The sequence below is a fragment of the Wohlfahrtiimonas larvae genome, from assembly GCF_002006755.1.
Classification (GTDB): Bacteria; Pseudomonadota; Gammaproteobacteria; order Cardiobacteriales; family Wohlfahrtiimonadaceae; genus Wohlfahrtiimonas; species Wohlfahrtiimonas larvae.
The window spans coordinates 1-3,211 of sequence record NZ_MVDO01000104.1 but is presented as its reverse complement, the minus strand read 5'-3'; the positions used below and the strand labels follow the sequence as shown (position 1 = coordinate 3,211).

The following is a 3,211-nucleotide window of genomic DNA, read 5'->3' as shown; positions in this document are numbered from 1 at the left end:
CTCGATTAAAGCCAGCTTGGCGAACCTGACGATCTCCGACTAGGGCTTCAACTTCACCTGTATTATTTTGGCTGATGATGATTGCAGCTTGAATATCTTTAACGCCACGAGTTTTTTCTATGGCAGGCAATGTTTCAATGACCGCTTTCTCTGCATAAGTTTGGACGATGGGATCCAAGGTTGTGAAAACTTTTAATCCATCACTAGTGAGTGCTTCACTAGCATATAGCTCTTTAATTTGCTTCGATACTAAATCGATAAAAGCAGGATATTTGGTGATGCCAGAAGGTGCAGTTTCTAGTACATCCAATGGCATTTGTTTTAACTCTTCAACTTCTTCATGGGAAATTAAATTTTGTCGGGCCATTACATCTAATACAAGATTGCGGCGTTTTAATGCTGTTGTAGGGCGATTACGAGGGTTGTATGCTGAAGGGCTAGGAATGATGCCTACTAATGTTGCTATGTTATTGATGCTTAATTCTGAAACGGGCTTGCCAAAGAAAAATTCACTGGCCAAGCCAAAGCCATGAATGGCTCGAGAGCCGTCTTGTCCAAGATAAATTTCATTCATATATGCTTCAAGCACATCGTCTTTTGGATAGCGCCAATCAATGATCAGTGCATAGAACATTTCTTGTATCTTACGTTCATATGTTTGTGCAGGTGTTAAAAAGTAATTTTTAACCAATTGCTGAGTGAGTGTCGAGCCACCTTGCTCTTTTCTGCCTGCCTTCATATTTGCAATCATGGCGCGAATAATCGCTTTAGGATTAATACCTAAATGATCATAAAATTGGCGATCTTCCATCGCTAATAATGTATCCACTAATAATTGTGGGATTTCTTCGCGTTTTAACAAAATTCTGTCTTCGTTATGCACGGGGTAAATAGATGCAATATGCAGAGGCTCAATGCGAATTAAATTGATTGCTTGGTCGTGTTGATTGCTTTTGAGTTCAGAAATTTTATTTTGGTTAATAGAAATTTGAATCTTTTGAGCAGGTGCCAAGCCATCACTGTAGGTAAATTCACGAAGATAAATATTAACGGTATTTTCATGTTCATGATATGAACCAGGTTGGCTAAGTTGGTTCGTTTTTTTGTAATTGAGCATCTGTAGTTCTAATAATAAATCTTCTTTTTTGATAGATTTATTGACATAAAGCTCTAATGGTCTTGCATAAACGCGTGCAGGGACAGACCAACTTCTGTCTTCAAACTGTGTACCTAACTCTTGGTTAGTTTTGATTAAGAAGTAGAAAAATATGGGGATCATCAAGAAGGCCCCGCCAACAATCATATAAATGATTAAGCGAAGGAAATAGCGTAATGCTGTATTAATTCTGGATCCAAATGTTCTTTTTTTTAAAGTAAATTTCATGGTTAAGGTATGAAGTTGTTGAATTAGTTTTGCTGAGAATGATTGCTTGCTATACTAGACTAGTTTAAAGAGAAAAGGCATTTAAAACTTTAACTTTTTAGATAGCTGTGTTTAAACTTAAATAATTTTATCATTTTGAGGGAAAAATAAAAATTATGTCAGATGATCCTTCGCCGAGTCGAAAGAGTTGGTTGTCTAGATTTGGATTAGAACGTAAAAGCATCACTTTAAACAATTGGAATACTGAGTTATCGCTATTGCAAAAAGAGGGGCAAATCGATCCGAGCGCAGTAGGGATGATACGTTCTGTATTGGCATCTCAAACTTTAACAGTCAGAGATATCATGGTGCCACGTGCACATATGACTTCGATTGCTATAGATGATCCGTTTGATGCATCTTTGGATAAAATTATTCAGTCGGGCCATTCTCGTATCCCTGTGTTATCAGAAGATCATGAAGAGCTACAAGGTATTTTATTGACAAAAGATCTATTGAAATTGATGCAAGATCCTTCATTAAGTTTGATCTCTTTGTTGCGCCCCGTAGATTATGTGCCAGAAGGAAAATATGTCATTGCGCAATTGAATGAGTTTCGTGAGCGACACTCTCACATGGCTTTAGTGGTGGATGAGTATGGTGCAGTTTCTGGTTTAGTGACAATCGAAGATATTTTAGAGCAAATTGTAGGCGAAATAGATGATGAGCATGATATTTCTGAATCAGAAGTTGAGCCAGAAATTGAGCAGTTGGATGAAAATCATTACATCATTGATGCCAAAATGTCACTAGAAGAGTTCAATGAGCGTTTTGGTACGCATTTTGAAAAAGATGAGGTGGAAACAATCAGTGGTTTAGTGATGACGCAATTTGGGTTGTTACCTAATGTTGATGATGAGGTCGTTATCGATAATTTTAAGTTTAAAGTTCTGCCTTATGATGGCAAGGTTTTAGAACGATTAGAAGTTAAACCTTGTGATGATCAATAATTGATCAATAAAAAAATTGACATCTTTGCGTAAGCATATATAATGCGAATCCTTAATTCCTCGATAGCTCAGTTGGTAGTAGCACTTGACTGTTAATCAAGGGGTCCCTGGTTCGAGCCCAGGTCGAGGAGCCAAATTAAGAAAACCTAGCCTAGCTAGGTTTTTTTATTGCCTAAAATAAAGTAACGGGCTGCATTCAGTTGAGTGATGAATATCATGTTGTTAGAAAATAAATAAAAAAAATCACAAAAACAATTTTGTATTGAGAATAATTTACAAATCGGCTGTTATAATGCGGTTCTTTATTGATTCGAAGAAATGGAACAGGATGTTAATGGAAGAAAAACAACAATTAGTATTTCGCCTGCCAATCCGAGTTTATTACGAAGATACAGATGCTGGTGGTGTCGTTTATCACTCAATATATTTAAATTTTATGGAGCGCGCTCGTACAGAGTGGATGCTCAATAGAGGTATCAATTTAAATGATTATGCGGCACAAGAACAGAAAATGTTTGTCGTTAAAAGTATTCAGGTGGATTATAAAAAACCTGCGCATTTGTGTGATGATTTAATTGTGGAGACTTCTGTGGCAAAGCTCACAGCAACACGAGTTTGTTTTCAGCAATTAATTTATCGCAATGAAGAATTATTAGTATCTGGTCTAGTTGAACTAGTTTGTTTGAATACTGAAACCCGTCGTCCCATCCCTTTACCATCATTATTTTCATAGGAAAAATCATGAACGCACACTCACAATTGAGCCTTTGGACATTAGTTGTCGAAGCAAATATCATTGTGCAAATCGTAATGCTATTACTCGTTTTGATGTTGATCT

Annotated in this window: 3 protein-coding genes and 1 tRNA gene; 3 read left to right on the top strand and 1 reads right to left on the bottom strand. The window is 36.7% G+C overall.

What is annotated here, in order from left to right:
* A partial coding sequence (locus tag BZK14_RS06560) for a transglycosylase domain-containing protein (protein ID WP_245831202.1) occupies positions 1-1,279 on the bottom strand: 1,279 nt, incomplete at its 3' end.
* A gap of 260 nt (positions 1,280-1,539) precedes the next feature.
* On the opposite strand from BZK14_RS06560, the gene BZK14_RS06555 reads away from it, so the two are divergent.
* The 3 genes from BZK14_RS06555 to ybgC all read left to right on the top strand — a co-directional run bounded on the left by BZK14_RS06555 (position 1,540) and on the right by ybgC (position 3,106).
* Positions 1,540-2,373, top strand: coding sequence for a transporter associated domain-containing protein (locus tag BZK14_RS06555; protein ID WP_077925744.1), 834 nt, complete (start codon positions 1,540-1,542; stop codon positions 2,371-2,373).
* Positions 2,374-2,430: 57 nt separating this feature from the next.
* Positions 2,431-2,507 (top strand) — tRNA-Asn (locus BZK14_RS06550).
* A gap of 200 nt (positions 2,508-2,707) precedes the next feature.
* The gene (gene ybgC, locus BZK14_RS06545) at positions 2,708-3,106 is read left to right on the top strand and encodes a tol-pal system-associated acyl-CoA thioesterase (RefSeq protein ID WP_077925745.1); all 399 of its coding nucleotides are present in this window, start codon (positions 2,708-2,710) and stop codon (positions 3,104-3,106) included.
* Positions 3,107-3,211: the final 105 nt, after the last annotated feature.

What these genes read in the sequence shown, in the direction of transcription:
- ybgC (WP_077925745.1), top strand. Translation starts at nt 2,708, where the DNA reads ATGGAAGAAAAACAACAATTAGTATTTCGCCTGCCAATCCGAGTTTAT.
- BZK14_RS06555 (WP_077925744.1), top strand. Translation starts at nt 1,540, where the DNA reads ATGTCAGATGATCCTTCGCCGAGTCGAAAGAGTTGGTTGTCTAGATTT.